This window comes from Dietzia kunjamensis, from assembly GCF_045689975.1.
GTDB lineage: Bacteria > Actinomycetota > Actinomycetes > Mycobacteriales > Mycobacteriaceae > Dietzia > Dietzia kunjamensis.
This window is the reverse complement of the sequence record NZ_CP143297.1, coordinates 1855475-1881688: the sequence shown is the minus strand read 5'-3', so window position 1 is coordinate 1881688 and position 26214 is coordinate 1855475. Positions and strand designations below refer to the sequence as shown.

The 26214-nt window shown below is 71.3% G+C and carries 24 protein-coding genes and 3 tRNA genes; 17 read left to right on the top strand and 10 right to left on the bottom strand.

Translation table 11 applies throughout. From position 1 onward, the window contains the following. Window positions 1-21: 21 nt before the first annotated feature. Entirely contained in the window at window positions 22-1152 is a 1131-nt protein-coding gene (locus VZF99_RS08750) for an isochorismate synthase MenF (RefSeq protein WP_096905290.1), read from the bottom strand. Window positions 1153-1280: 128 nt separating this feature from the next. Here VZF99_RS08750 and gltX point away from each other — a divergent pair, with 128 nt between their 5' ends. The 3 genes from gltX to VZF99_RS08735 all read left to right on the top strand — a co-directional run bounded on the left by gltX (window position 1281) and on the right by VZF99_RS08735 (window position 3069). Continuing rightward, complete coding sequence (gltX, locus tag VZF99_RS08745) at window positions 1281-2765, top strand: glutamate--tRNA ligase (RefSeq protein ID WP_120283543.1); 1485 nt, start codon at window positions 1281-1283, stop codon at window positions 2763-2765. A gap of 106 nt (window positions 2766-2871) precedes the next feature. Next, window positions 2872-2943 (top strand) — tRNA-Gln (locus VZF99_RS08740). A 53-nt stretch (window positions 2944-2996) separates the two neighbouring features. Next, window positions 2997-3069 (top strand) — tRNA-Glu (locus VZF99_RS08735). A 111-nt stretch (window positions 3070-3180) separates the two neighbouring features. Here VZF99_RS08735 and VZF99_RS08730 read toward each other — a convergent pair. The 3 genes from VZF99_RS08730 to VZF99_RS08720 form a co-directional block, all read right to left on the bottom strand. Next, entirely contained in the window at window positions 3181-4131 is a 951-nt protein-coding gene (locus VZF99_RS08730) for an acyl-CoA thioesterase (RefSeq protein ID WP_069390252.1), read from the bottom strand. Window positions 4132-4251: 120 nt separating this feature from the next. Next, a complete protein-coding gene (locus tag VZF99_RS08725) occupies window positions 4252-5856 on the bottom strand; it encodes an MDR family MFS transporter (protein WP_407334539.1) in 1605 nt (534 codons plus the stop codon). Further along, window positions 5853-6590: a TetR family transcriptional regulator gene (locus tag VZF99_RS08720; RefSeq protein ID WP_407334538.1), complete on the bottom strand. Its 738-nt coding sequence runs from the start codon at window positions 6588-6590 to the stop codon at window positions 5853-5855. The genes VZF99_RS08725 and VZF99_RS08720 overlap by 4 nt, the downstream gene beginning before the upstream one ends. Before the next feature lie 112 nt (window positions 6591-6702). On the opposite strand from VZF99_RS08720, the gene VZF99_RS08715 reads away from it, so the two are divergent. Together VZF99_RS08715 and VZF99_RS08710 are read left to right on the top strand one after the other, a co-directional pair. Further along, window positions 6703-6775: transfer RNA gene (locus VZF99_RS08715), tRNA-Glu, on the top strand. 76 nt (window positions 6776-6851) lie between these two features. Further along, window positions 6852-7709, top strand: a complete 858-nt coding sequence (locus VZF99_RS08710) for an ABC transporter substrate-binding protein (protein ID WP_407334537.1) — start codon at window positions 6852-6854, stop codon at window positions 7707-7709. Between the two features lie 26 nt (window positions 7710-7735). Here the strand turns inward: VZF99_RS08710 and VZF99_RS08705 are convergent, their stop codons facing one another. Continuing rightward, on the bottom strand, window positions 7736-8437 hold the full coding sequence (locus tag VZF99_RS08705; RefSeq protein ID WP_067717512.1) for an IclR family transcriptional regulator: 702 nt from the start codon (window positions 8435-8437) through the stop codon (window positions 7736-7738). Between the two features lie 68 nt (window positions 8438-8505). On the opposite strand from VZF99_RS08705, the gene leuC reads away from it, so the two are divergent. The 3 genes from leuC to VZF99_RS08690 all read left to right on the top strand — a co-directional run bounded on the left by leuC (window position 8506) and on the right by VZF99_RS08690 (window position 11090). Continuing rightward, complete coding sequence (gene leuC, locus VZF99_RS08700) at window positions 8506-9972, top strand: 3-isopropylmalate dehydratase large subunit (protein WP_067717515.1); 1467 nt, start codon at window positions 8506-8508, stop codon at window positions 9970-9972. 6 nt (window positions 9973-9978) lie between these two features. Beyond that, window positions 9979-10575: a 3-isopropylmalate dehydratase small subunit gene (gene leuD, locus VZF99_RS08695; protein WP_067717524.1), complete on the top strand. Its 597-nt coding sequence runs from the start codon at window positions 9979-9981 to the stop codon at window positions 10573-10575. A gap of 134 nt (window positions 10576-10709) precedes the next feature. Next, window positions 10710-11090, top strand: coding sequence for an HU family DNA-binding protein (locus VZF99_RS08690; RefSeq protein WP_407334536.1), 381 nt, complete (start codon window positions 10710-10712; stop codon window positions 11088-11090). 22 nt (window positions 11091-11112) lie between these two features. Here the strand turns inward: VZF99_RS08690 and VZF99_RS08685 are convergent, their stop codons facing one another. The 3 genes from VZF99_RS08685 to cofC are packed head-to-tail and all read right to left on the bottom strand — an operon-like array spanning window position 11113 to window position 14827. Beyond that, on the bottom strand, window positions 11113-12018 hold the full coding sequence (locus VZF99_RS08685; protein ID WP_120283532.1) for an NUDIX hydrolase: 906 nt from the start codon (window positions 12016-12018) through the stop codon (window positions 11113-11115). After that, window positions 12015-14111 (bottom strand): RNA degradosome polyphosphate kinase, encoded by a 2097-nt coding sequence (locus VZF99_RS08680; protein ID WP_120283530.1) that lies wholly within the window; start codon window positions 14109-14111, stop codon window positions 12015-12017. The genes VZF99_RS08685 and VZF99_RS08680 overlap by 4 nt, the downstream gene beginning before the upstream one ends. Continuing rightward, window positions 14108-14827, bottom strand: a complete 720-nt coding sequence (gene cofC / locus VZF99_RS08675) for a 2-phospho-L-lactate guanylyltransferase (RefSeq protein WP_407334535.1) — start codon at window positions 14825-14827, stop codon at window positions 14108-14110. The genes VZF99_RS08680 and cofC overlap by 4 nt, the downstream gene beginning before the upstream one ends. Window positions 14828-14938: 111 nt before the next feature. On the opposite strand from cofC, the gene VZF99_RS08670 reads away from it, so the two are divergent. Together VZF99_RS08670 and VZF99_RS08665 are read left to right on the top strand one after the other, a co-directional pair. Then, window positions 14939-15937, top strand: coding sequence for an NAD(P)H-dependent glycerol-3-phosphate dehydrogenase (locus VZF99_RS08670; protein ID WP_407334534.1), 999 nt, complete (start codon window positions 14939-14941; stop codon window positions 15935-15937). Between the two features lie 10 nt (window positions 15938-15947). Next, on the top strand, window positions 15948-17054 hold the full coding sequence (locus VZF99_RS08665) for a D-alanine--D-alanine ligase family protein (protein WP_407334533.1): 1107 nt from the start codon (window positions 15948-15950) through the stop codon (window positions 17052-17054). A 30-nt stretch (window positions 17055-17084) separates the two neighbouring features. Here VZF99_RS08665 and VZF99_RS08660 read toward each other — a convergent pair whose 3' ends face one another. After that, window positions 17085-17705 (bottom strand): DUF3515 domain-containing protein, encoded by a 621-nt coding sequence (locus tag VZF99_RS08660; protein ID WP_119192428.1) that lies wholly within the window; start codon window positions 17703-17705, stop codon window positions 17085-17087. A 124-nt stretch (window positions 17706-17829) separates the two neighbouring features. Between VZF99_RS08660 and thiL the strand changes: the two genes are divergently transcribed. Genes thiL through VZF99_RS08645 form a run of 3 tightly spaced genes read left to right on the top strand, consistent with a single transcriptional unit; the run spans window position 17830 to window position 20053 of the window. After that, complete coding sequence (gene thiL, locus VZF99_RS08655) at window positions 17830-18807, top strand: thiamine-phosphate kinase (RefSeq protein ID WP_253001909.1); 978 nt, start codon at window positions 17830-17832, stop codon at window positions 18805-18807. Window positions 18808-18817: 10 nt separating this feature from the next. Then, a complete protein-coding gene (locus tag VZF99_RS08650) occupies window positions 18818-19339 on the top strand; it encodes a gamma carbonic anhydrase family protein (RefSeq protein WP_067717980.1) in 522 nt (173 codons plus the stop codon). A gap of 3 nt (window positions 19340-19342) precedes the next feature. Next, window positions 19343-20053 (top strand): uracil-DNA glycosylase, encoded by a 711-nt coding sequence (locus VZF99_RS08645; protein ID WP_407334532.1) that lies wholly within the window; start codon window positions 19343-19345, stop codon window positions 20051-20053. 35 nt (window positions 20054-20088) lie between these two features. Here the strand turns inward: VZF99_RS08645 and VZF99_RS08640 are convergent, their stop codons facing one another. After that, window positions 20089-20883 carry an enoyl-CoA hydratase/isomerase family protein gene (locus VZF99_RS08640; protein WP_407334531.1) on the bottom strand — a complete coding sequence of 265 codons (795 nt, stop codon included), beginning with the start codon at window positions 20881-20883 and terminating at the stop codon, window positions 20089-20091. A gap of 127 nt (window positions 20884-21010) precedes the next feature. Between VZF99_RS08640 and VZF99_RS08635 the strand changes: the two genes are divergently transcribed. From VZF99_RS08635 to coaD, 4 genes are read left to right on the top strand one after another with little or no spacing between them, the layout of a single operon-like run. Further along, on the top strand, window positions 21011-22729 hold the full coding sequence (locus tag VZF99_RS08635; protein ID WP_132061062.1) for a DAK2 domain-containing protein: 1719 nt from the start codon (window positions 21011-21013) through the stop codon (window positions 22727-22729). Then, window positions 22726-25017, top strand: a complete 2292-nt coding sequence (gene recG / locus VZF99_RS08630; RefSeq protein ID WP_120283518.1) for an ATP-dependent DNA helicase RecG — start codon at window positions 22726-22728, stop codon at window positions 25015-25017. The genes VZF99_RS08635 and recG overlap by 4 nt, the downstream gene beginning before the upstream one ends. Window positions 25018-25037: 20 nt before the next feature. Continuing rightward, a complete protein-coding gene (rsmD, locus tag VZF99_RS08625; protein ID WP_407334530.1) occupies window positions 25038-25652 on the top strand; it encodes a 16S rRNA (guanine(966)-N(2))-methyltransferase RsmD in 615 nt (204 codons plus the stop codon). Then, window positions 25649-26122 (top strand): pantetheine-phosphate adenylyltransferase, encoded by a 474-nt coding sequence (gene coaD, locus VZF99_RS08620; protein WP_159148772.1) that lies wholly within the window; start codon window positions 25649-25651, stop codon window positions 26120-26122. Before rsmD ends, coaD begins: the two co-directional genes overlap by 4 nt. Window positions 26123-26214: the final 92 nt, after the last annotated feature.

Sequence of the window (26214 nt, the reverse complement as noted above, 5' to 3'; positions counted from 1 at the left end):
CGACCGGCGCCGGGCACCGCCCTAGGACGCTCCGAACGCCCTCAGGATGGTGCGGAGTTTGGCGCCGGTCTCGGCGACCTCGTCGTCGGGTTGCGAGTCCGCGACCAGGCCGCCGCCGGCCCAGGCGATCGCTCCCGACCGGTCCGCGTCGATCTCGGCGCACCGGATGGTGACCATCCAGTCGCCGTCTCCGCCGGCGTCCGACCACCCGACGGCCCCGGCATAGAACCCCCGTTCCCCTTCTATCGCGGCGATGAGCCTCCGGGCCTCATCCGTCGGTGTCCCGCACACCGCCGGCGTGGGGTGCACGGCGAGGGCGAGGTCCAGAGAGGTGGTGCGGGGGTCGGCGACACGGCCCCGGATACGGGTCCCGAGGTGCCACATCTCGCGGGTGGACGTGAGGGTGGGACGGTCGGGGATCTCCAGATCCGTGCACAGTGGTTGCAGGGCCCGTGCCAGCGACTCCACCACGAAGGCATGCTCCGAGGCGTCCTTGCCCGACGCCCGCAGGGCGCGGCCCGCGGCCTGGTCCGCGACAGGGTCGGTGGAGCGGGGCGCGGAGCCGGCCAGCGGGTGGCATTCCACCAGATCGCCGCGGCGGCGCACGAGGAGTTCGGGGCTCGACCCCACCAGGACGCGCCCGGCGTGGAGCCCGCCGGCGGGGGAGAGGTCGACGAGGTACCCGTCCGCCGCCGGGCTGGAGTCGATCAGTGCCGCGCACACCGCGTGGGGGTCGATGGGCTGATCGGCCGACAGCCGGACCGCCCTGGCCAGCACCACCTTGTCGATCTCGCCGGAGCGCACCCCCGCGATCGCGGTCGACACCCTGGCGCGGTGCTCCGAGGACGAGGGGATCTCCCGGGTGACGTGGGTGCGGGTGCGCATCCGGCGGAAGTAGGCGGGGGGCTCCAGTGGGCCGTCGACGCGCACCACCACGTCGGGTTCGACGAGGGCCGCGGGCGCGTCGGGCTCGAAACCGATCGCGCCCACGATCAGACCACTGGCGCCGGACCGCAGGGCCAGGGCCGCGTCCGCCGGATCCGTGAACGAGTTCAGGGCACCCTGGGTGCGCAGCGAGCCCGTCGGACGGGACAGCAGGAAGTCCGGGGCGGTCACCGGGCGCGCGACGTCGGGTTGGTGCCCAGACGCCACGGCACGCCTCCCTCGATTCGGACTCCTGCGTGGATCGCGCCTCCTCGGACGGCGGCCACGGGTACCCGCCGATCCTAGGCCGGTCCTCGCCGGGGGTGCGAGCCGGGACCGTCACTAGGATGGGCTCCATGACCGCCTCGAACGTCCGCGTCCGCTTCTGTCCGTCCCCCACCGGCACACCCCATGTGGGTCTCGTCCGTACGGCCCTGTTCAACTGGGCCCACGCCCGGCACACGGGCGGCACGTTCGTCTTCCGCATCGAGGACACCGACGCCGCCCGGGATTCGGAGGAGTCGTACCAGTCGCTCCTCGACGCCCTCCGGTGGCTGGGCCTCGACTGGGACGAGGGTCCCGAGGTGGGTGGCCCGTACGCGCCGTACCGCCAGTCCGAGCGGCGCGATCTGCACCTGGACGTGGTGCGCAGGCTGGTCGAGGCGGGGGAGGCGTACGAGTCGTTCTCCACCCCCGAGGAGGTCGAGGCCCGCCACCGGGCCGCCGGGCGGGACCCCAAACTCGGGTACGACGGGTTCGATCGCGACCTCACGGAGGACCAGAAGCAGGCGTTCCGTGACGAGGGGCGCGGCGCGGTGATCCGGTTGCGGATGCCGGACGAGGATCTCGCCTGGGACGACCTGGTCCGCGGGGAGACCGTGTTCAGGGCGGGCACCGTGCCGGACTTCGCGCTCACGCGGGCCAACGGGATCCCGCTCTACACGTTGGTCAATCCGGTCGACGACGCACTGATGAAGATCACCCACGTCCTCCGGGGCGAGGATCTGCTCAGCTCCACCCCCCGACAGATCGCCCTCTACCGTGCCCTGATGCGGATCGGGGTGGCGGATGACGTCCCCGCGTTCGGGCACCTGCCGTTCGTCATGGGCGACGGCAACAAGAAGCTGTCCAAGCGTGACCCCGAGTCGGACCTGTTCCTCCACCGCGACCGCGGGATGTTGCCGGAGGGGTTGCTCAACTACCTGGCCCTTCTCGGGTGGGGGCTGTCGGATGACCGCGACGTGTTCTCCCTGCAGGAGATGATCGAGGCGTTCGACGTGCGCCAGGTGAACGCCAACCCGGCCCGCTTCGACCAGAAGAAGGCCGACGCGATCAACGCCGAGCACATCCGGCAGCTGCCGGCCGAGGAGTTCGCCCGCCGCCTGCGCGAGTACCTCGTCGCGCACCCCGACGAGGACGGGGTGACCCTGCCGGAGAGTTTCGACGCCCAGCGGTGGGCGATCGTGGCAGATCTCCTCCAGACCCGCATCGTCGTCCTGTCGGATGCGTGGAAGCTCATCCGGTTCCTCCTCGTGGACGAGGCCGGGTTCACCGTCGACGCCCAGTCTGCGGCAAAGAACCTCAAAGCGGAGTCCCGAGAGGTCGTGGACGCGGCGATCGCGGCGCTGGAAGCAGTCGAGGAGTGGACGACCCCGGCCATCGAGGCCGCACTGTCCGGCGCGCTGGTGGAGGACCTTGGCATCAAGCCGCGCAAGGCCTACGGGCCCGTGCGGGTGGCGGTCACGGGATCGCACATCTCGCCGCCGCTGTTCGAGTCGTTGGAGCTGCTCGGTCGGCAGGCCACACTGTCGCGGCTTAGGTCGGCGCCCGTCGCCGACTAGCTCGGGGTCTGGAAACAGACGGATTGACCAGGCGATTTGCTATTCACCCTCGGTGGTTTGATAGTCTCTTCGAGGCGCCCCGCGAGGGGCGGAAAAGTAAATGCAGTGGCCTATGGTGTAATTGGCAACACAGCGGTTTCTGGTACCGTCGTTCTAGGTTCGAGTCCTGGTAGGCCAGCTGAGCGCGTCGCAGCGCTCGCTACAGCGGATCCCACGTGGATCCGTGTCCTAGCCCCCGTCGTCTAGCGGCCTAGGACGCCGCCCTCTCACGGCGGTAGCGTGGGTTCGAATCCCATCGGGGGTACAGCAGAAGGCGCCCGGAGCACAACGCTCCGGGCGCCTTCCTCGTTGCGGGGGACGGGGGCGGAGTCCAGGGTCGCGGCCGGCCGTCGGCCCCCCGCATGCCGGTCGCCGTTCAGGCCGGGGCCCGGACCGGCCCGGTCACCCTGCCCCGCCCGCGGAGGCGGATGAGATGGCGGGCGTGCTCGTCCAGTGCGTGGTCCTCGGCGGACACCGGGGCCCACCGGGGCACCGGGGTGGGTCTTCCGTCCGGCCCGAGTGCCGCACAGACGGTCAGGCAGTGGGTGGTGAGCGTCCTCTCCGGAGAGGTGGCCTCTCCGGAGCTCACATGGACCGAGACGTGCATGGTCTCGTGACCCGTGTGCAGCAGACGGGCCTCCACCTCCACGACGTGGCCGATCTTCACCGGGTGGTAGAACCGGACACCGCCGGCGTACACCGAGGTGCAGGGGGTACCCGACCACCGGGTGGCGCAGAGGTTCGCCGCGTCGTCGATCCAGGACATGATGCGCCCGCCGTGCGCGTTGCCGCCCCAGTTGACGTCCCCGGGTGCCGCGAGGAACCGCAGGGTCGAACGAGGCGCTGTGCCCGCGGCGGAATAGGTCTGCTCCGCCATCGCCCGTTCGATGTCCTTGCGCAGCCCGATGCGCATGACCGCCTCGTCGGACTCGTGGACCTCCAGGCGGGACGCGGGCGTCCAGGGAGGTACGGGGGTGGGCGCGCCGTCGCGGACGGCGATGAAGACCACGAGGCACTCGGCGCAGTGCCGGTAGTCGAGCGTCACGGGATCGCAGGCCCGGACGTCGCACTGGATGTGCATCGACGTCGAACCCGTGTGGACGAGTCGGGCCGAGACCTCGATGAGTTCGCCGGAGACGACCGGGCGGGAGAAGCGGATGTTCCCGACATAGGCGGTGACGGCGTATCCGCCGGACCACCCCGCCGCCAGGGCGTAGGCGGCCTTGTCGATCCACTCGAGGATGCGGCCGGTGTGCACCTGCGTGCCCGTGCCGACATCGGTGGGCGCAGCGAGGAACCGCAGGACGGTCTGACGAGGTGTGGTCACGCTCCGCACGCTAGTGACGGCGCGTGACGGGACGGTTGCCGCGCGTACGGATTCCGTGACGGACTCCTCACCCCCGCGCCGACGGACGGTGAGCCGGGACGCGGGGGCGTGGGAGGAGAATCAGTCCACCGTCTCTTTGAGGGTGTCCTCGCGCACGAACAGCAGCAGCACCGTGGCGACCAGGATGAGCGGCACCACGACGTGGTAGATCGGCACCAACGCGTCGTTGTAGGAACTGACGATCGCGTCGTGCAGGGGCCCGGGCAACGCGGCCAGGATCTCCGGGCTCATGGAGTTGGCCGCACCCGAACCGTTCGAGAAGGTCTCGGCCACCGCGGCGCCCTCGGGACCGAGTTCCGCGGCCGCGGCGGGAACCCGCTCGCCCATGAGATCGGCGAGCCGGCTGACGAACAGTGAACCCACGATCGCCGAACCCATGGTGCCGCCGATCTGGCGGAAGAAGTTGTTGGACGCGGTGGCGGTGCCGACCACGGTGATCGGGAAGGTGTTCTGCACGATCAGCACCAGCAGTTGCATGCACAGTCCGAGACCGAAGCCGAAGACGAACAGCACCACGCCCAGGTGCACCAGGGTGTCTCCGGCCTCCAGCGAGCCGATCAGCCAGAGGCCCGCGGCCATGATCACGGTGCCGACCACCGGGTACCACTTGTAGCGGCCGGTCCGGCTGACGATGTTGCCCACGACGATGGACGTGCCCATCATGCCGGCCATCATCGGCGTCATCATCAGGCCGGCGGCGGTGGGGCCGAGCCCGTGGACCATCTGGATGTAGGTGGGCAGGTACGCCATGCAACCGAACATCGCGACACCGACCAGGAGCCCGGCTCCGGTCGCCAGTGAGAAGTTCCGCTCGGCGAACAGCGTCATCGGGATCAACGGGTGCTCCGAGCGCGACTCCACCAGGACGAACGCGACCGCACACACCAGGAACACCGCGCCCATACCGAGGATCATCGGGTCCGTCCAGCTGTACCGGTTACCGCCCCAGGAGGAGATGAGGATCAGAGCGGTGGTGCCGGTGGCCATGAGGACCGTGCCGGGCCAGTCGGTACGTCGACCGGCGCCGCGGTTGGGCAGGCGGAGCCAGACCACGGCCACGACGAGGGCGACCAGGCACACGGGGAGGTTGAACCACAGGGCCCAGCGCCAGCCGGGGCCCTCGGTGAAGAACCCGCCGAGCAGGGGCCCGAGGACGGAGGACAAGCCGAAGACGGCGCCCAGTACGCCCATGTACCGGCCGCGCTGCCGGGCGGGGACGACGTCGGCGACGATCGCCTGGGAGAGCACCATGAGACCGCCACCACCGAGCCCCTGGATCGCGCGGGCCACGATGAGCAGGTCGATGTCCCACGCGACCGCGCCCAGCAGCGAGCCGGCGGAGAACAGGAGGATCGCGGTCACGAACAGCGGCTTGCGGCCGATCTGGTCGCCGAGTTTGCCGTAGACCGGCAGGCCGATCGTCATGGTGAGCAGGTAGACGGTGATGACCCAGCTCATCCGGTCGACCCCACCGAGGTCGGCCACGATGGTCGGCAGTGCCGTGGCGAAGATCATCTGGCCCAGGGAGACGATGAGCATCCCGAGCAGCAGGGAGGTGAACACCAGCGGCACGTTGTGGGTCACCGGCGCCGGAGCCGCGGAGGTCGTGGTTCCCGGATCGGCGCCGGGGGAGGGCGCGGTAGCGCGGATATCGGTTTCGCTCATGCGGGACTCCCGGCGGGATGTGAGGCGGAGGGTGCGGTGGGCGCCGTGGCGGGGGGTGCGGTGGTGTCGGGTGCGGTGGTGTCGGGTGCTCCCGCGAGCAGGGCGAGTTGCCGCAGCGCGGTGGCGCAGTCACCGTCGAGGTCCTCGAAGGTGGCGGAGTCGCGGGCGAGCCACGCGGACAGCCCGAGGTTCGCCGATGCCGCGACCAGGGCCACGCAGGCCCGGGCCTCGGCCTCGACCGCCACCCCGGCCAGCCGACGCAGCGACGGGTGCCGGTCGAGGTGCACGATGACCAGGTCGGTCAGGCGGAGTTGGAAGCGCGACGAGGCGGTCATCCGCGCGGCCGCCAGCTCGGGCTCGGCGCGGAAGATGGCCCGGCGGCGCTGGGCCAGCGTGGCGGTCTGGTCCCTGTCGGCGGTACGGGTCGCCGCGAAGGCGGCGAGGTAGAGACGGAGTAGCGCGTCGAGAACGCCCTCCTCGCCGCGGTCGAGGAAGGCGGCGCGGTCGGCCTCGGTGACGTCCTCGGGCGTGGCGCCGATGACGGCGGCCTCCTTGGAGAACACGTAGTTGAAGAACGTCCGCTTGGAGATCTCGGCGGCGGCGCAGATCTGGTCGACCGTCACCGCGTCGAAGCCGTACTCGAGCACCAGGGAGGTCGCCGCGTTCTCGATGGACACCATGGTCGCGCGACGCTTCCGGTCGCGCAGCGAGTCGGGGTCGGGGGGAGAGGACATTCCGGTCACGATAGCCGCTTACTTTACCGAGTGCATCTTTACACCCGGTGCACGGGGTGATGTCGCGATTTGGTTCGTCGTCCACCATCCGGATATAGTGGTCGAGCGCCAAGCCCCCGTCGTCTAGCGGCCTAGGACGCCGCCCTCTCACGGCGGTAGCGTGGGTTCGAATCCCATCGGGGGTACAGGGGAGATGTCCCGGTTCGTCGGCAACGACGAGCCGGGACATCTCGCATTTGTGGCCGTGGCAGGATCACCGGGGTGACCTCTCGCCGTGACCTCCTCCGCCTGGCCGTCGGTGGCGGGTTGACCCTCGCGGGGCTCACCGCGTGCGGCCCGGGAGGGGGGTCGACGACGACGACGACACCGGCTCCGACGGCGAGCGACCCGCTGGCTCCCCCCAGTCCGATCCGTACCCCCACACCGGACGCTCCGCCACGCCGCCTCATCGCGCTCTCCTCGGCCGACCTCGACGTCCTGCACGCCCTCGACCGTGAGCCCACCGCCGCGTGGGCCGTCGACGGGACGGGCCCGCGACCGTGGCGCGACCACCCGGCACCGCCGTCGCCGGAGTGGGACGGCCCCGGACTGCCGAGCCTGCGGTCGCTGCTGCCGTTCGGGGTCGACGCGTTCGTCCTGGTCGCGGCCGACGTCACCGGGCCCGAGCTCCGTGGGTACGAGCAGCTCGCCACGGTGATCGTCGACCCGCAGGGGAGACCCGGGTGGCGGGACCACCTCGATCTCGTCGCCGGGGCCGTCGACCGCGATCCCACCCCGGCAGCCGAGACGGCCGAGAAGGCGCTCGAGGAGTGGTCGGAGGAGCAGCGCCGCCTGGGGGTCGACGCCCTCGCCGTCGTCATCGGCACCGGCGCGCGGCCCGACACCCCCGTCGCCACCCTCGCGGCGACGTCGCCACTCGGCGCCGAGATCCGTGCGCTGGGCTTCGACGTGGACTCGCGCCCCGACCCCGTTCCGTACCGGGACCTCCGGCGGCCGGGCGTGCAGGTGGTGCGGGTGGACCCGCGCGACGACGATCTCGTGGGCGCGGTGCGCCAACCCAGCGTGGCCAGCCTGCCGTGGGCGCTCGAGCGGCTCACCCGCGGCCGGCGGCCCGCGTAGGGCCGGCGCGGCGGCGTCCCTGTCGACTAGAGCCGTTTGTGGATCGCATCGGCGGCGGCGAGCAGATCGGCCGCCCACTTCACGCCGGGGCGGCGACCGATGCGGTCGACCGGGCCCGACACGGAGATCGCGGCGACCACCGTGCCGGCGGCATCCCGGATCGGCGCGGAGATCGAGGCCACGCCCGCCTCCCGCTCGGCGACCGACTGCGCCCAGCCGCGCCGCCGGACGTCGGCGAGCTGGCGCTCGGTGTACGTGGCGTCGGCGAGCAGGGTGCGCTGGGTGGCGGGGTCGGCCCACGCCGCCAACACCTTCGCGCCCGAGCCCCGTGTCATGGGCAGGATCGCGCCGACGGGCACCGTGTCCCGCAGTCCCGTCGGTGGTTCCGCGGAGGCCACACAGATCCGGCGGTCACCGTCGCGGCGGTACACCTGCACGCTCTCCTCGGTCACCTCGCGCAGGCGGGGCAGCACGGAGGACGCGGCCTCGGCCAGGGAGTCCGACACGTGCGCGGCGAGCTTGGCCAGACCGGGCCCCAGGCTCCACACTCCGGCGTCGTCACGGGAGAGGAGTTGGTGGATCTCGAGCCCCACCGCGAGCCGATGGGCGGTCGCGCGAGGCAGGCCCGTCCGCTCGCAGAGGTCGGCCAGGACGCACGGCTGCTCGGCCACGGCGTGGAGCACCGTCATCGCTTTGTCGAGGACCCCGATCCCGCTATACTGTCTCACAGTTCGACTATATCGTCCTACATGGTGAGAATCCATCGGATCCCATCCGGACGTGGAGTGGAGGCGTGATGAACGAGACCGTGTCCGGCGGCACGCGACCGCGGACCCTGGCCGAGAAGGTCTGGGACGACCACGTGGTGGTCGAGGGCGAGGGCGAGGGCGGGTCCCGGGGGCCCGACCTGCTGTTCATCGATCTCCACCTCGTACACGAGGTCACCAGCCCGCAGGCCTTCGACGGTCTCCGCCTGGCCGGACGCCGGCTCCGCCGCCCGGACCTGACCCTGGCGACCGAGGACCACAACGTCCCGACCGACATCGTCGGCGGTGCGGTCAACCTCATCGCCGACCAGACCTCGCGGATCCAGATCGAGACGCTGCGTTCCAACTGCGAGGAGTTCGGTGTGCGGCTGTACCCGATGGGCGACCTCGAGCAGGGGATCGTCCACGTCGTGGGTCCGCAGCTCGGCCTGACCCAGCCGGGCATGACCGTGGTGTGCGGCGATTCGCACACCTCGACCCACGGCGCATTCGGCTCCATCGCGATGGGCATCGGCACCTCCGAGGTCGAGCACGTCATGGCCACCCAGACGCTGGCCCTGCGCCCGTTCAAGACCATGGCCGTCACCGTCACCGGCGAGCTGCAGCCCGGCGTCACCGCCAAGGACCTCATCCTGGCCGTCATCGCCCAGATCGGCACCGGCGGCGGGCAGGGCTACATCATCGAGTACCGCGGCGAGGCCATCGAGAAGCTGTCGATGGAGGCGCGGATGACCATCTGCAACATGAGCATCGAGGCCGGTGCCAGGGCCGGCATGGTCGCCCCGGACCAGATCACCTACGACTACCTGCGCGGTCGCCCGCACGCGCCCGCGGGTGACGAGTGGGACGAGGCCGTGCGGTACTGGGACGGGCTCCGGACCGACGAGGACGCGGTGTTCGACACCGAGGTCGTCATCGACGGTGCCGCCCTCACCCCCTTCGTCACGTGGGGCACCAACCCCGGCCAGGGCGTGCCCCTGGGTGCGGCCGTCCCCGACCCCGAGTCGTTCACGGACGAGAGCGCGCGCATCGCCGCCGAGAGCGCACTGGAGTACATGGACCTCGAGGCCGGCACCCCGATGCGGGACGTGCCCGTCGACGTCGTGTTCGTCGGCTCGTGCACCAACGGTCGCATCGAGGACCTGCGCGCCGTCGCCGAGGTCGTCGACGGTCACACGGTGGCCGACGGGGTCCGGATGCTCATCGTGCCCGGCTCGATGCGCGTGCGCGAACAGGCCGAGGCGGAGGGCCTGGACAAGGTCTTCACCGCCTTCGGCGCCGAATGGCGCCAACCCGGCTGTTCGATGTGCCTGGGCATGAACCCGGACTCGTTGCTGCCGGGCCAGCGGTGCGCGTCCACATCGAACCGCAATTTCGAGGGCCGCCAGGGCAAGGGGGCCCGCACCCATCTGGTCAGTCCGTCGGTCGCCGCGGCCACCGCGGTGCTCGGACACTTCGCCTCACCCGTCGACCTCGAGCCCGCGAAGGGGGCCTGACACCTCATGGAGCCGATCACCACCCACACCGGCATCGGCGCCCCGCTGCGCCGCTCCAACGTGGACACCGACCAGATCATCCCGGCCGAGTACCTCAAGCGCGTCACGCGCACCGGCTTCGAGGACGGACTCTTCTCCTCCTGGCGGGCGAAGGAGCCCGACTTCGTCCTCAACCGGGCGCCCTACGACCGCGCCTCCGTCCTGGTCGCCGGACCGGACTTCGGAACCGGGTCCTCGCGCGAGCACGCAGTGTGGGCCCTGATGGATTTCGGGTTCCGTGTGGTCATCTCCTCGCGGTTCGCTGACATCTTCCGCGGTAACTCGGGGAAGTCCGGTCTCGTGGCCGCCCAGGTCGAGCAGGAGAACGTCGAACTCCTGTGGAAGGTCATGGACGAGCGACCGGGTATCGAGCTGACCGTCGACCTGGGGTCGCGCACCGTCACGGCCGGTGACGTCACGGTACCGTTCGACATCGACGACAACACCCGGTGGCGTCTCATGGAGGGGCTCGACGACATCGGCCTCACGCTGCGCGAAGCCCACCGGATCGAGGAGTTCGAGAGTCGGCGGCCCGCGTTCAAGCCGGTCACGACCCCGCGCTGATCGTGGGATAAGAAGTCGTTTCGGAGCAACCTCCGAAACACCCCCGTGTGGTGAAACCATGTGAGTATGCTTATGTCTAGTTCGGGGCGGACAGGTACCGCGCCCGCATACCTCACCCGAAGGGGGATCCCCACGTGAACAAAGCCGACCTGATCGCCGAACTGGCGGACCGGATGGGCGGAGATCACCAACTCGCCACCGAGGCACTGGAGAACACTCTCGACATCATCGTCCGGACCGTCGCGTCCGGGGAATCCATCACCATCATGGGTTTCGGCATCTTCGAGAAGAGGTCCCGTGCGGCCCGGGTCGCCCGTAACCCCCATACCGGCGAGTCGATCCCGGTACCGCCGACCCACTCACCGGTGTTCCGGCCGGGCCAGTACTTCAAGTCCGTCATCCAGGGCACCGAGTCGCTCCCCGAGGACCGGCTCGCCGCGAAGCGCTCCAGCTCCCACCAGTCGTTCGGGGGCCTGCGCAAGAATGGTGTGAACCACCGCGAGAAGGTCAGCTGACCGACCGGCCCGCTACCGCAGCTCAGAACAGCGGTAGCGGGCTGGGGTAGTAGTCGGCGTAGGTCGGCCGCGTGCCGTCGAACCCCAGGGCCCACACGCCGGCCTTCTTGGTGGCGGCCTCGCCGACGTCGATGTCGGTCGAGCCCGCCAGGTCCCGGATCATCCCGGGGATGGCGGTTCCCTGCGAGGACACCACGGCGACGCCGTCGCCCGGGGCGATCGCGGCCAGCCGGGCCACGGCGGCTGCCGGGTCGTCGAGGTACGCCTCGTCGCTCAGCGCCGGTTCGATCGCGATCCCCACCCCGAGCTCGTCCGCCAGTGGCGCGAGTGTCTGTTCGCACCGGACCCTGGGCGCGCTGTACAACCGGGTCACGCCGAACGCCCGGAGCATCGGCACGAGCATCTCGGCCTGCGCCCGTCCGGACTTGTCGAGGGGACGCAGGTCGTCGTTCCCGCTCCACTGGCTCCTGCTGCCGGCCTTGGCGTGCCGGACGACGAGCAGGGTCTTTCCCTCGGGCGGGGCCGCGCAGAAGCGGGTGAGGATCTTACGGTCCAACGGGTAGGAGACCAGATCCTTGGCCTGCTCCACCGGGAGCCACCGGATCTCGTCGACCTCCGAGTTCGGCTCGAAGGTCCCCTCGCAGGCCATCGCCGACCAGTACGTGACCTCCTTGCGGGTGTTCTCCTTGAGGGGGTAGCCGGTGGTGCCGATGCGGGACTGCAGGACGGCGGTGAATCCCGTCTCCTCGGCGATCTCCCGGACAGCGGTGACCGGCAACGATTCGCCCGCGTCGACCTTGCCCTTGGGCAGGGACCAGTCGTCGTAGCGCGGGCGGTGGACCACCGCACACAGGCGCGAGTCGCCGTCCGTGAGGTACAGGACCGCACCCGCCGCCGGCACCACCCGGACCGTGGCCTTCTTGCTCATCGGTCCCGGAATCCCGCGTGCAGGGAGGCCGACCGCTCCTGATGGTCGACCGACTCGGCCCAGTCCTCCGGGGCGGGCATACGGGCCCAGCTGGCGTCGTGCCGGAGATGGAAGCTGCGCGTGGCCGGATCGAGGGCCGAGTCGAAGATGCGGTGGATCTGGGCCTTGAGCCGGGGATCGGTGACGGTGACCATCACCTCTACGCGGCGGTCCAGATTGCGGTGCATCATGTCCGCACTGCCGATGAGGGCCTCGTCGGCGCCCCGGAAGTGCAGGATCCGGGAGTGCTCGAGGAAGCGCCCGAGAATCGAGCGGACGTGGATGTTCTCGCTCAGGCCGGGGACGCCCGCCCGGAGGGAACAGATGCCACGGACCACGATGTCGACCGGAACCCCGGCCTGGGATGCGCGGTACAGGGCATCGATGACCTGCTCGTCGACGAGGGCGTTCGCCTTGAGCCGGATACCGGCCTCGCGTCCCTCGGCGGCCAGCTCGATCTCGCGGTCGATCCGCTCGATGATCCCCGTCCGGATGCCCTCCGGCGCCACGAGGAGGCGGCGGTACTTGCTCACGTTGGAGAACCCGGTCAGGTGGTTGAACAGATCCGTCAGGTCCGACACGACGTCCTCGTCGGCGGTGAACAGGCCGACGTCCTCGTACAGGCGCGCCGTCTTGGGGTTGTAGTTGCCGGTCCCGATGTGCGCGTAGCGCTGGAGCCGGTCGCCTTCCTTGCGCACCACGAGGCAGGTCTTGCAGTGGGTCTTCAGGCCCAGGAGGCCGTACACGACGTGGACTCCGGCCTGCTCGAGCTCGCGGGCCCACCGGATGTTGTTCTGCTCGTCGAAACGGGCCTTGATCTCCACGAGCGCGACGACCTGTTTGCCGGCCGCGGCGGCATCGACCAGCGCGTTGACGATGGGGGAGTCGCCGGAGGTCCGGTACAGGGTCTGTTTGATCGCCAGGACGTCGTCGTCGGCAGCGGCCTGTTCGATGAACCGCTGGACCGTGGTGGCGAACGACTCGTAGGGGTGCTCGACGAGGACGTCGCCCTCCTGGAGGGAGGCGAAGATGTTGCGGGCCGTCTCCCTCTCACCGAACGCCGGGGGAGTGGCCGGCACCATGGGCGGGTCCTTGAGATCCGGCAGGTCCAGCCCGTGGATCTGCCAGAGCCCCGTGAGGTCCAGCAGGCCCGAGAACCGGATGACGTCAGCCGAGTCCACGTCGAGCTCACGCTGCAGGATGCGGAGCATCCGCGGGGTGGTGTCCTCCGCTATCTCCAGCCGCACGGCCGATCCGAAGCGCCGGCGGGCGAGTTCGCGCTCGAGTGCCTGCAGCAGGTCCTCGTCGCGGTCCTCCTCGACCTCCATGTCCGCGTTGCGGGTCACCCGGAACACGTGGTGCTCGACGACCTCCATGCCCTGGAACAGATCCTGGAGGTGCGCGGCGATGATGTCCTCGGCGGGGACGAACGCGTACTCGTCCGGGCCGCCGCGGTCGACCCGGACGAAGCGCGGGACGTTGTGCGGGATCTTCACCCGGGCGAAGTGCTCCTGGCCCGAGTCCAGGTCGCGGATGATCACCGCGAGGTTCAGGCTCAGCCCGGAGATGTACGGGAACGGGTGGGCGGGATCCACAGCGAGGGGCGTGAGGACGGGGAAGATCGAGTTACGGAACAGCTCCGCGAGGGTGAAGCGTTCCTCGGCCGTGAGGTCGGCCCAGGGCAGGATCCGGATCCCGTGCCCCTCCAGCGCCGGGCGGATCTCGTCCTCGAACAAGCGGGTCTGTTCGTCGCACAGTTCCCGGGTCCGTCGGCTGATCCGGCCCAGCTGCTCGGCGGGGGTCTGGCCGTCCGCGGAGCGTACGGACAGTCCCGTCTTGTCGCGGCGCTGGAGACCGGCCACGCGGACCATGTAGAACTCGTCGAGGTTCGAGGCGAAGATCGCGAGGAACTTGGCTCTCTCCAGCAGCGGGAGGTCCTTCTCCCCGGCGAGTGCGAGGACCCGGGCGTTGAAGTCGAGCCAGCTCAGTTCGCGGTTGAGGTAGCGGTCGCGGGGCCGGGGCAATCCCTGGAGGGCGGTCGGTTCGGCGGTCACGGGACCATTGTGGCCGATACCCCGGTCGCGTGGGCGAGGAGGCGGACGGAGGGGTCACGGAGGGCCGCGGCGGTGGCGGGACCGACGGACCGCCCCGGCAACCTCGCGAGATCCTCCGGGACGTCGACATCCCGGGCGGCGGCGGCCAGATCGCCCACCGCCGCGATCTGTACCGCGCCGCCCTCGTCGCGGTACCGGGCGGCCGAATCGACACCGAACCGGCAGACACGGGGACCGGGCGCGCCGGTCCAGAACGCCATCGTGGTCCCGGCTCCGCGGTGGTCCGTGACCGTGGCGTGCGGGTGCCGGCCGGCGATGTCCAGGATCCGCGCGAGGTGCTCGGGTCGCAGTTCCGGGAGATCCGCCGCGACCACTCCGACCGGACCCGGGACGTCGGCGAGTGCGTTGTCCAGGGCGAAATTGAGGGGGTCACCGTGGCGGGGGTCCGTACGGGCGGGTTCGTCGACGAACTCCGCCCCCGCCCCCGAGGCCAGTTCCTCCACACGGGGGTCGGCGGAGACGACGCGAACGCGGGCGACTCCCGGGGTCTCCCGGCAGGCGGCCAGGACGTCCACGGCCATCGCCATCACGAGAGCCCTCCTGCCGTCCGCGGTGAGTGCGGGCACCAACCGGCTCTTGGCGCGCTCGAGCGCCTTGACGGGGACGACGATCGTCCACCCGTCAGCCGTCGACCCGCCGTGCCCCGCTGTGCTCATCGCCCGCCATCCTGCCAGCCGGGCCTCACGAGCGTCCTCCGCCGGGTAGCGTTTGACCACGATCCGCCTGAGGGTGGCGGTCGGGAGCAGGTCGACGGTCGGGAGGCGATGATGGCGCGGATCGCGGTGATGGGTGCGGGGTCCTGGGGGACTGCGGTCGGCAAGGTTCTCGCCGACGCCGGATCCGAGGTCGTGATCTGGGCCCGTCGGGACGAGGTGGCAGCCGGGATCAACGACGCGCACTGCAACTCCAAATACCTCCCCGGCATCGTGCTGCCGGCGACGGTCACCGCGTCGACCGACCCGGCGCGGGTCCTGGCCGGCGCCGAGGAGGTCGTGCTGGGGGTCCCGTCCCAGAGTCTGCGGGGCAACCTCGAGCACTGGGTCGACCACCTCGAGCCGGAGGCCGGGGTGATCTCGCTGGCCAAGGGCATCGAGACAGGGACCCTGATGCGCATCAGCGAGGTCGTCGCGGAGGTCACCGGGCTCGACGATCGCCGGATCGCCGCGCTGTCCGGCCCCAACCTCGCGAGGGAGATCGCGGAGGGGCAGCCCGCGGCGACCGTGATCGCCTGCACGGACGACGAGCGCGCGGCCCGGCTCCAGGACGCCTTCTCCACGCCCTACTTCCGCCCGTACACCAACACCGACGTCGTGGGCTGCGAGATCGGTGGCGCCACCAAGAACGTCATCGCCCTCGTGTGCGGCATCGCCACCGGGATGGGGCTGGGCGACAACACCATGGCCACCCTCGTCACCCGAGGGCTGGCCGAGACCACCAGGCTCGGCGTGGCGCTGGGCGCCAACCAGATGACCTTCGCGGGGCTGGCGGGCCTCGGGGACCTCGTGGCGACCTGCACCTCGCCCCTGTCCCGCAACCGGACCTTCGGCGAGCGTCTGGGCAGGGGAGAGACCCTGGAACAGGCCCAGCAGGCCACCAACGGTCAGGTCGCCGAGGGGGTCAAGTCGTGCACGTCGATCCGCGAACTGTCCCGTAGGGTCGGGGTGGAGATGCCGCTGACGGAGGCGATCCACGAGATCTGTCACGAGGGGGGCGACGCCGTCGAGGTGGCGGTGCGCCTCATGAGGCGGAGCACCAAGCCCGAGTAGCCTCGGCCCGGTGAATCGCATCACCGTTGCCGTCCTCTACGGCGGTCGCAGCTCGGAGCACTCCGTGAGCTGCGTCTCCGCCGGCGCCGTCATGTCGCACCTCGACCCCGCGATCTATGAGGTCATCCCCGTCGGGATCACCGAATCCGGGACGTGGACGCTCGGCCCGGAGGACGTGTCCGACCTGCGGATCGTCGATCGCAACATGCCGGTCGTCGACCCGCACCGCCCCGGGGTCGCACTGGGGCTGTCCACCGACGACCGCGGGGTGCTACGGTTCTCGGGCTGCGACCGGGCCGGGGAGGAACTCGCTCGGGTGGACGTCGTCTTCCCCGTCATGCACGGCACCCACGCGGAGGACGGGACCGTCCAGGGTTTGCTCGAACTCTCGGGCATCCCCTATGTCGGCCCGGGCGTGTTCGCCAGTGCCGCCGGCATGGACAAGGAGTTCACCAAGGTCGTCCTCGGCGCAGCGGGCCTGCCGATCGGTCAGCAGGTCGTGCTCAGGCCGGGTACCGCGACGCTCCCGGCGCCGGACCTCGACCGCTTGGGGCTTCCCTTGTTCGTCAAGCCGGCCCGCGGCGGCTCGTCCATCGGCATCACCAAGGTGTCGCGGGCGGAGGAACTCGATGCGGCGATCACCGAGGCGCGACGCTTCGACCCGAAGGTGATCGTCGAGGCCGCGATAGTCGGACGCGAGGTCGAGTGCGGGGTCCTCGAGTACCCCGATGGCCGGGTGGAGGCGAGTCTGCCCGCCGAACTGCACATCCCCGGCGAGCCCACCGGCGGGGAGGGTGGGACCGAGGGTGACGCCTTTTACGATTTCGACACCAAGTACCTCGACGACGTGACCACCTTCGACCTGCCCGCCGATCTGTCGGACGAGGAGACCGGGCGACTGCGCGCACTGGCGGTGGAGGCGTTCCACGCGTTGGACGCCCGGGGGCTGAGTCGGGTGGACTTCTTCGTCACCGCCGACGGGCCGGTGATCAACGAGGTCAACACCATTCCCGGGTTCACCCCGATCTCCATGTACCCGCAGATGTGGGCGGCGACGGGCGTCGACTACCCGACCCTGCTCGACACCCTGGTGCGGACCGCACTCGCCCGCGGCTGAGACGGCCGCACCCCGGCCCCGTCGGCCGGGTCAGCCGATCGGTGCGGGGTCCGGCTCGACGGCCTCGAGGCTCGCGGTGAGCGCGTCGGAGAGATCCTGGATCGGGCCGGTTCCACTGCCGTCGGGCAGTGTCACCGCGACGAACTGCAGACGGTCGACGGCGACCCAGGTCGACGCAGTGACCGCCGGGTCCGGATCGGGCTCGTTGAACCACTGGACGCCGTTGACCTCCTGCAGGCCCACCCCCACCGTGAAGGTCGGCGGAGCCGGCAGTCCGCAGCGGACGATCACCGGTTCGGCATCGGGCATCCGGTATGCCGCCGTCCCCTCCGGCGCCGGTTCGGCCAGAGCGACGCGGCCGGCCTCCCCGAGGGACTCCGGGAGCGACTCGATCAATGCGGCGCACTCGTCAGACCCGGCTCCGGGCGAGGGGATGGGCACCGCGGCCACCGGCTCGCTCGCGGCCGCCTCCGTGGCCTCCTCACCCACCGAGCGGAACAGCACCAACACGACGGCGAGCATGACCAGCGGGACGACCACCGCGAGGACCACCACGATGGTCGACACGGGGACCGCCCGCGCACCCGGGGTACCGGTGTCCCGCGGGCCGGCGTCATACCGCCCGGCCGGGTCCGAATCCGTCGAAGCCACGTCGTGTCGTCCTTCCTCCCACGATCGGCCGCCGACTCAGGCGGCCGCTAACCTGACGGCAACGCTACAGACCCCCGCCGGTGTGCCCGGCGACGAGACACCACGGGAAGCAGAGGTGGCCGCCGTGTCCGACCGCGCCCTCACCGTCGCCGAGGCGGGCGAGGCCGCGGTGCTCGCCGTCCTGAGCGGCGCGGCCGGGCACGCCGTGGACGACCCGGTCGGCAACGGCGACGACGCCGCGGTCCTGGGACCCGCCGCCGCCACCGTGGTCACCACCGACATGCTCGTCGAGGGCACCCACTTCCGTCTCGACCTCACCGGCTGGGGCGACGTGGGCAGGCGCGCGGTGGCGCAGAACGTCTCCGACGTCCTGGCGATGGGGGCCGAGTGCACACGTGTCCTGGTCGCCCTCGCCGTACCGGCCGCGACGACGATGGGGCAGATCGCGGACCTTGCGGAGGGTGTTCACGGGGAGGCCGCGCGATCCGGCGCCGTCGTGGTCGGCGGGGATCTCACCAGAGCGGACCTCGTCGTCGTCGGCGTGACGGCGATCGGCACCCTCCCGGACGGCGCCCGCCCCCTGCGGATCGACGGGGCGGAGCCCGGCGACACGGTCGCGCTCACCGGCGCGCCCGGACGCTCGGCCGCCGGGCTGGCGCTGCTCCTGGCCGGGCACGCCGATGGCCCGCTCCAGCGGTCGCACCGGGTACCCGTACCGCCGATCGGCTCCGGCACCGCCGCCCGGCTCGCAGGCGCGCGAGCTCTCACCGACGTCAGCGACGGGCTGCTGCGCGACCTGTCGGGGCTCGCGCGGGCATCGGGCGTCGCGGCCGACCTCGTCACCGACGCGCTGCCCGTCGACCCGGTCCTGGCCGAGGCCGCGGGAACACTGGGCGTCGCGGACCCCGGGCGTCAGGTGCTGGACTGGGTCCTCGACGGTGGCGAGGACCACGGACTGCTCGGGACGTTCCCACCCGGGGCGGTGATCCCGCCCGGGTTCACGGCGATCGGCACCGTCCGGTCGGGAGAACCCGGCCTGGTCACCCTCGACGGTGAGCCCCGCACGCCGGGAGGCTGGGACTCCGCCCGCGGCGCGAACTAGGGTGATCCGCATGGCTGTCTACGCACTGGGAGACCTCGAACCCGACATCGCACCCGACGCCTGGGTGCACCCCGATGCGGTGGTCATCGGCCGGGTGACACTCGGCGCCGGCGCCTCGGTGTGGCCCACCGCCGTCCTGCGCGGCGACTACGGGCGCATCGAGATCGGCGCGATGAGCAATATCCAGGACGGCACGATCGTCCACTGCACGGCCACCGAACCGACGATCATCGGTGAACACTGCGTGGTGGGCCACAACGCGCACATCGAGGGGGCCACCATCGGGAACGGCGTTCTCATCTCGTCGGGCTCGATCGTGCTCAACGGTTCCGTGATCGGGGACGGGGCGGTCGTGGCCGCCGGCTGCCTGGTCCCGCCCCGGTTCGACCTCCCCGCCCGCCGCATGGCGATGGGGACGCCGGCGAAGATCCGCGAGGGCGTCGAGGTGGACCCCGCGATGCTCGAGGGCAACACACAGATGTACCACGACAACGCCATGCGCTACCGCGCCGACCTGCGTCGGCTCGACTGACCGGTGGACGACCGACACACCCCGCCCGCACCGTTGTCCGACCTCCTCGACCCCGGCTGGGCACGCGCGCTCGCGCCGGTCGACGAACGGATCCACCGGATGGGTGATTTCCTCCGCGCAGAGAACGCGGCGGGCCGGGGATACCTCCCCGCCGCCGACCGGGTGCTGCGCGCGTTCACCCAGCCGTTCGACGACGTGCGCGTGCTGATCGTGGGGCAGGACCCGTACCCGACGCCCGGCCACGCGGTCGGACTGAGCTTCGCGGTGAACGGCGACGTGCGTCCGCTCCCGCGAAGCCTGGTCAACATCTATCGCGAGTACACCGACGACCTGGGACTGGCGGCCCCCGGCCACGGCGACCTCGGGGCCTGGAGCCGGGCAGGGGTCCTGTTGCTCAACAGGGTGCTCACCGTCGCGCCCGGGGAGCCCGCCTCCCACCGCCGCAAGGGGTGGGAGGAGGTCACCGGGCGGGCGATCGAGGCCCTGGTCGAGCGGGATCGCCCGATGGTGGCGATCCTGTGGGGGCGCCATGCGCAGTCGCTGGCGCCGATGCTGGGGGACACCCCCGTGATCGCGTCCGCGCACCCCTCGCCGCTCTCGGCGTCGCGCGGGTTCTTCGGCTCACGGCCGTTCAGCCGCGCCGACGAGGAACTGAGGCGACTCGGTGCCGAGCCGATGGACTGGCGACTGCCAAAGGATCCGCTACAGATGTAGCGGACCCGGCCGGTCCACGACGTGGCGTTCCCGGCTCAGCCCCGTCCGAACTCCGGACGGCGTTTGGCGACGAACGCATCCACGCCCTCGATGCCGTCCGGCGAGACGGCGAGGCGGGCGATCGACTCGCGCTCGGCGTCGAGTTGATCCGACAGCGTGGCGTTCTCGGAGGCACGCAGGAGCGCCTTCGCGGCGGCGTGGGATTCGCGCGGTCCGGCCGCGAGACGCACAGCCAGAGACCGGGCGGCCTCCCGGACGTCGCCGTCGACGAAGGTCGTGAGCACGCCCAACTGGAAGGCGCGCTCACCGTCCATCGGCTCGTTGCCGAGGATGAACGCCCGCGCCGCGGGCTGACCGACCGCGCGCGGCAGGCGCCACGACATCCCTCCGTCCGGCGACAGCCCGATGCCCGGGTAGGCCGCGAGCAGTCGGGTGTCGGGCCCGCCGACCGAGAAGTCCGCGGCCATGGCCAGCGAGGCGCCGGCGCCGGCCGCCCACCCCGCGACCGCGGCGACCACGGGCACGGTCACCTCGTCGAGCATCCGGACGACCCCGTGCAGCCGGTCCGCGAGCTCCCGCACGTGCTCCGAACGGTCCTCGGCCGCGGCGAAGCCCGGGACGTTGCCGCCGTTGCAGAAATTTTCGCCCAGGCCCACCAGCAGGACCGACCCGGCGTCGATCTCGCCGTCGAGGAGCGCACGGAGGGCGATGGCCGCCTGGTCGACCGCGTCGGAATCGAGTGAGTTGCCCTTGCCCTCCAGCGAGACCGGGAGCGTGAGTACCCCGTCGGTGAGAGTGACGAGGGGGGTGGCGGTGAGGTCTGCGGTCATCGTGGTGCTCCCGGGTCGTGTCGGCCGTCTCGGCTAGTCGGACGGCTGTCGAGTGCAGAGGGTACTAGGCTTGGCCGGGCCGACAGGGAAGATGGCTGCAGGGGTGGGCGCGCGGTGAGGAGGGGTGATGACGCAGGAGTCGACACGTGTCGAGGAACGCCCGTCGACCCTCGACGCGCACGGGCTGCTCACGTGGGCCCGGCGGTGCGTCGAGCAGCTCGCCGCCCGCCGCGAGGAGATCAACGCCCTCAACGTCTTCCCGGTCCCCGACGCCGACACCGGAACGAACCTGCTCTACACCATGCGGGCGGCCGTGGACCGGGCCGAGGGCGAGGACGCGTGGATCTCCGAGGGCGGGGGCACCGCCGGCGCCCGCGAGATCGCCGTCGCGCTGGGCCACGGGGCCGTGCACGGTGCGCGGGGGAACTCCGGCGTGATTTTATCGCAGGTGTTGCGGGCGGTCGGCGAGGCGGCGACCTTCACCGTGGTCGACGCCTCCACCTACCGGCGCGCACTGCGGACCGCGGTGACCCTCGTGGACCACGCGTTGAGCGAGCCGGTCGAGGGGACCATCGTCACGGTCCTGCGGGAGGCCGCGACCGCGGCCGGACGGTCCTCCGCCTCCTCGTTGGTCGAGGTGGCCCGCGTGGCCGCCGACGCCGGCGCCGAGGCGCTCGACAGGACCACGTCACAACTGCCCGCGCTGAGCAGGGCCGGCGTCGTCGACGCCGGCGGGCGTGGGCTGCTCGTCCTGCTGGACGCCATGGTCGAGATCCTGGCGGGTCAGACCCCCGAACGGCCGGACTACTTCATCCCGAAGGACGGCGCAGAGGCGTCGTCAACGCCCGGGCACGATACGGACGAACCGCACGAGGACGCCGGGACCCGCTACGAGGTGATGTACTCCCTCACCCACTCCGACGACGCGCGCGCCGACGAGCTGCGGACCGCACTCCGGATGGTGGGCGACAGCGTGGGTGTCGTCGGCGACGGTGGCTCCGGAGCCAACGCCAGGTGGGCGGTGCATGTCCACACCGACGACATCGGCGCCGCGATCGAGGCGGCCCTGTCGCTCGGGCGGGTCACCGAGATCCGGGTGACCGACATGCTCGACCCCGCGGGCGATCGACCCGGGCAGCACCGGGCCCACGACGCCGGGGACCCGCACGGTTCGGACCAGCGAACCGGCGACCCCGGGCTGCGCAAGGTCGTCGCCATCGTGCCGGAGGGGCCTCTGGCCGACCTGTTCTCCGAGGCCGGGGCGGAGACCGTCGACCCCGGGGACGACGGGGAGGGCGTGATCGACGCGGTGCTCGCCGTCGACGCCGACGAGCTCCTCGTCCTCCCCAACGGCGAACTGTCCCGCGACCAGATCGGCGCCATCGACGCCGCGCTGCGCGACGGCGAGGGTCACGCACTGATCCTGCCGACCGGATCCGTGGTCCAGGGCCTGGCCGCCCTGGCGGTGCACGACCCCACGACCACCCTGTCGCTGGACGGGTTCTCCATGGCCGACGCCGCGGCCGGGACCCGGCACGCCCACCTGATCCGGGCGGAGCAGGACGCGCTGACCCTGGTGGGTCGGTGCACCGCCGGCGACCTGCTCGGCGTGGTGGGGCACGACGTCGCACTGATCGAGTCCGACGCGGTCGACGCGGTGTGTGCGCTCGTCGACCGGGTGCTGTCCTCCGGAGGCGAACTCGTCACCGTACTGTTCGGTGACGCCTACGACGAGGCGGCGACCGAGTCGGCGCTGTCCCGCGTGCGGTCTTCCCACCCCGACATCGAGGTGGTCGGGTACGCCGCCGGCCCCGGGCGGGCCGTGGCCCAAGTCGGGGTCGAATGACCTCTCTGGCCACCACGGACACCCCGCTCGCCGAGGTCCTCGACCCCGGGCTGGCGGAGCGCATCACCGCCGCGTTCGGGCACCGCAGCGTCGGCGACCTGTTGCACACTCTGCCGCGCCGCTACCGGCAGCACGGGCAGCGCTACGACAAGCGGGAACTGGTCGACGGCGAGCGGGTCACGGTGATCGGCAAGGTCACCACCGCGCAGACCCGCACCTACCAGACCAAGCAGCGGCAGACGCGGGAGATGCTCACGCTGACGGTCGAGGACGGCGACACCACGTTCCGGGTCGTGTTCTTCGCCGGGCGCAAGATCAAGTTCATGCTCCCGGTGGGGACGCTGGCGATGTTCGACGGCACCGTCTCCCGCTTCCGCCGGTCACTGGACCTCAAGCATCCCGAGTTCCTCGTCCTGCGTCCGGTGACCGGCCCCGGCGGCCAGCTCAAGGGGTCCGGCGACCTCGCGGCGCTGGCCCGCCTGGCCGCGGAGATCGACGCCGAGGGCGGACCGAGCCTGTTCGACCGGCCACTGCTGCCCGTGTACGCGGCCAAGGAGGGGGTCACCTCCTGGGACCTGCTCGGCGCGGTGGTCACCACCCTGCGGGCGTTGGTGCCGGTGGTCGACCCGCTCGACGACACGGTCCGGTCGGTGGCGGGCCTCATGGACCTCGACGAGGCACTGCGTAAGGCCCACCTACCCGAGAACTCCCGGGACAAGGATCGGGCCGGGTACCGGCTGCGCTTCGACGAGGCACTCGCGCTGCAGTTGCTGCTCGGCGCCAGGCGCCGGTTCGTCGCGCGGGACCCGGCGCCGGCCAGCCCGGTGCGCGGGGACGGGCTCCGCGCGGCCATGGAGGCCCGGATGCCGTTCGAGCTCACCGGCGGACAGGCGTCGGTACTGGAGGAGATCTCGGCGGACCTGACCCGTGACGAGCCCATGAACCGGCTCCTGCAGGGCGAGGTCGGCTCGGGCAAGACCGTGGTGGCGTTGTTGGCGATGCTCCAGGTGGTCGACGCCGGGCGGCAGTGCGTGATGCTGGCCCCCACCGAGGTCCTGGCGGTCCAGCATCACCGTTCACTGACTGCGATGCTCGGCGATCTCGGTGAGCGCGGCAGGTTGGGAGCGGCCGAGCAGGCCACCCGCGTGGTGCTGCTCACCGGGTCGATGTCCACGGCCCAGCGGCGCGCGGCCCTGCTCGACATCGTCACCGGGGAGGCCGGGATCATCGTGGGGACCCACGCGTTGATCCAGGACACGGTGGACTTCTTCGACCTCGGCCTGGTGGTGGTCGACGAGCAGCACCGCTTCGGCGTTCGGCAACGCGACCGACTGCGCGCCAAGGGGCGCGAGGGACTGGTCCCCCACCTGTTGGTGATGACCGCGACCCCGATCCCGCGGACCATCGCCATGACCGTGTTCGGGGACCTGGAGGTGTCTGAGCTCCAGGAGCTCCCCGGGGGGCGTCGCCCCATCTCCACCTCCGTTGTCCCGGCGAGGGAGAAGCCGCGGTGGCTCCAGCGGACCTGGGAGCGGGTGCGCGAGGAGGTGGAGGCCGGCCACCGTGCGTACGTGGTGTGCGCGCGGATCGACGCCGACGACCCCGAGAAGGGCGGCGGCGCCGACAAGGGGGGCGCCGACAAGGGGGGCGACGACGACAACGGCAGCGACCGACCGCCGTTGGCCGCTGCCGTGGACCTGCACGAGCACCTCTCCACCGGGCCCCTGGCGGGACTGAGGATCGGACTCATGCACGGCCGACTCCCGCCGGAGGAGAAGGACGCCACCATGGCGGCGTTCGCGGCCGGCGCTCTCGACGTCCTCGTCTCCACGACCGTGATCGAGGTCGGTGTGGACGTTCCCCAGGCCACCGTCATGGTGGTCATGGACGCCGAGCGCTTCGGCGTGAGTCAGCTGCACCAGTTGCGTGGCCGCGTCGGTCGGGGCGGACTGCCCGGCCTGTGCCTGCTGGTGACCAACTCCCGCACCGGGGGTCGCTCGATGGAGCGGCTCGATGCCGTGGCGGCCACGACGGACGGCTTCGTGCTGGCGCAGTTGGACCTGGTGCAGCGCCGCGAGGGCGATGTCCTCGGGGACGCCCAGTCGGGTGCCCTCTCGGCGTTGCGGTTGCTGTCGGTGGTGGACGACGGTGAGGTGATCGAGATCGCCCGGCGCCACGCCGAACAGATCCTGGAGTCCGACCCGGGGCTGCACGCCCACCCGGCGCTCGCGGAGCGGGTCCGCCGCCTGGCCGGTTCCGAGGAATCCGACTACCTGTTCAGATACTGACCCACGACCACAGGGAAGACATGACCCGCATCATCTCCGGCCGCCTGCGCGGGCTGACGATCACCGTGCCGCCGGCCGGCACCAGGCCCACCACGGACCGTGTCCGCGAGGCGCTCTTCAGTGCCATCGGAAGCCGGGTGGACCTGGACGGCGCCGCCGTTCTCGACCTGTTCGCGGGCTCCGGTGCGCTCGGACTCGAGGCGGTCTCCAGGGGAGCCGACGTGGCGTGGTTCGTCGAGGAGAACCAGCGCGCGGTGGCGTGCCTGAAGAAGAACACGGCGGGCGCGTCGTCGTCGTTGTCGTCGTCGTCGTCCTCATCGTCGTCGTCCCCGCTCCGTCTCACCGTGAAGCGCGCGGCGTTGCCCGCCGCGGTCCGTGGCCGGTGCCCCCTCGAGGGCGGATTCCACCTCGTCCTGGCCGACCCTCCGTACGAGCGGTCAGCGGAGCTGGACGAACCGGTGCTGGAGGCCCTGCTCGCCGGGGGGTGGCTCGCGGAGGACGCGCTCGTCGTGTGGGAGCGGTCGAAGCGGGACCCGGCCGTGCGGTGGCCGGGCGGGTACGAGGTCGGGTTTCAGCGCACCTACGGCGAGACCGCCGTGGAGATGGCCCGGCCTGTTGATACGGTCGCCCCATGACCACCGTCGTGTGCCCAGGCTCCTTCGATCCGGTGACCCTCGGGCACCTCGACATCATCCGGCGAGCCGCCGCGCTGTTCGACGACGTGATCGTGTGCGTGGTCGCCAACCCCAACAAACAGGGCACCTTCTCGATCGACGAGCGCAAGGCGATGATCGACGAGGTCTGCGTCGACATTCCCGGGGTGCGGGTGGACAGCTTCTACGGACTGCTCGTGGACTACTGCCGCGATCAGGGTGCCACCGCGGTGATCAAGGGCCTGCGCGACTCCACCGACTACGACTACGAGTTGCCGATGGCCCACATGAACCGTTCGATCGCCGAGATCGACACCGTCTTCCTGCCCACCCGGGCCGACCTGGCGTTCGTCTCCTCCTCGCTGTGCCGCGAGGTCACCCGACTCGGCGGCGACGTGTCCCACCTGCTGCCGGAGCCGGTCGCCCGCGCCCTGACGGAGCGCCTGGGCTGACGGAGGGGCGGGGCAAGCGGCGTTGGCCCGCCGGACCTACCGGACACACCGCCCACGCACCGGCCCGGCGACCTGTGTTGCGGGCACACTGG